We start from the raw sequence: 1,764 nt of genomic DNA on the forward strand, positions 1-1,764 counted from the left end.
GGTTCTTCCGCATATTTGAGTATGTATGGTCAAAATAAAAAGCTAATATATAATCTTAGCCCTGAGAAGATCCAAACCAGCTCTGCCATACATGGTGCGCTTGATCATTTTCAGCCGATTGTTATTACCTTCAAGAAAACCATTGCTATAATCACTGATAATCGAATTCTTAACGGCGACAAAATCTCTGATAATACCATTTGCAAATGATTTCAAGTTTTTATTGCTGCTTTTAAAGTATTTTTCTACAAACTCTTCTAAGAGCGTGACACTCTTGTTGACATAGATATTTCGAAAGTCTGAAATGCAATCCTGCATTTCTTTTACGAAAGGATACTTCTCCAAAATGAATGAGATATCTGGCGATGGAATATTGAATTTAGACCAAAGGTATTTTAATATTCGGTGTCGTTCTATGATATGGCCTTTAGGTTTGCCATTTTTACGTTTGACACCAAGGATATTGGCGTTTGTATGGTGATCAATATTATTGTTCTTGACAACTTTTTTACAATACTCATAGAAGTAGCTGAGTTTTCCGGTATACCCTCTCTCAACGAGTAGTTTATAAATACCTTTGATTTCAGCATTTAAAGCTAATTGTTCCAAAATGATGGGTTTATATTGATCAAGTCCAGACACGCGTGAAGAACTAGACTGATTTCTACGGCATAGAATATCCGGATCACCTTTTGAGAACTTCCTTATAAGTCTATATGTTGTGTGCAACATTTCGCAAATGGCTTTACTTGAATAACCTTGAGACAAGTAAGATTGAATCTGAATAACCGTTTCTCTTCGGTGTTTCTCATCATCAGTTAACTCATTTTTTTTTTGAATCGGGCTCGTCCACCGTTGTAGAGTCCGACGAAATAGGGCCTGAGTCCTCGGAAGGAATCATTATCCTTGCTGGAACTTCTCGTCCCAGGGCGTCTTTGATTGCTTTTAAAAGATTTTGATGGAGGTGGAATCTATCGGCAATCTGCATCGCCTGAGGCAGTGCTTCTACGATGGCTTTTGCATAACTACTAGCTCTGTCCCTAGTAACTATTTTAATGTGTTGGTTATTCTTTAGCCATTCTTTTAAGGCACTTCCGTCACGGCCATCCAACAGGGCAATCGGTTTATGAGAAGCACCATCACAAATAATTGTTCCGTAGGTATGCCCCTTCTTATAAGCCCAATCATCAACGCCTATGAACTCACCGCATTTTGGATCAATTGATTGGGCATTGCGTAACAAGATTTTAATAACAGTATCACCGCTTATATTAATATTCATCTGTTTACAAATACGAGCTGTCCCTTCACAACTCGTATTAAGTGCAAGCGTGATGATAAAGTCTTCCAAGCGGGAAGTCATTCTTCGGTATTTACCGGTAAATCCACTAAGTTCTTCTGAAAAAACTTTTTGGTCGCAGGATGAATTTTCACATTTATATCGATACGCTGTAACATTCAAGTATACTGATTTCCCTAAAATCGGTAGGTCTTGAATTCTGCGTCTATAGGTACTGTGGTAAGATTTTGTCGTTTGTCCGCATTCAGGGCAAACATGGCTATGAGTCATGGATTTAAGCAAGATAGTAATACCACTGTTGTTTTCTATAACTTGATTAATTTTAACTTCTTTAGGATAAAAACTGCTTAGAAATAATGCATCGTTTTCGTTCAATTTAAGTACCTCTGCGGGTATTATTTTCATTAATTATACCATAAATACACAGTTTAATGTGTGTTTATACTCAAATTTGAGGAAGAACC

The 1,764-nt window shown here is 37.0% G+C and carries 2 protein-coding genes; both read right to left on the minus strand.

All coding sequences use genetic code 11. The features are described from left to right. Positions 1 to 42 precede the first annotated feature (42 nt). Positions 43 to 642 carry a transposase gene (locus M8E35_RS26810; protein ID WP_252473907.1) on the minus strand — a complete coding sequence of 200 codons (600 nt, stop codon included), beginning with the start codon at positions 640 to 642 and terminating at the stop codon, positions 43 to 45. Between the two features lie 181 nt (positions 643 to 823). Further along, entirely contained in the window at positions 824 to 1,675 is an 852-nt protein-coding gene (locus M8E35_RS26190; protein WP_252473908.1) for an ISL3 family transposase, read from the minus strand. Between the last annotated feature and the right edge of the window lie 89 nt (positions 1,676 to 1,764).

The sequence above is a fragment of the Desulfosporosinus nitroreducens genome (assembly GCF_023897015.1).
In the GTDB taxonomy this organism is placed as follows: domain Bacteria; phylum Bacillota; class Desulfitobacteriia; order Desulfitobacteriales; family Desulfitobacteriaceae; genus Desulfosporosinus; species Desulfosporosinus nitroreducens.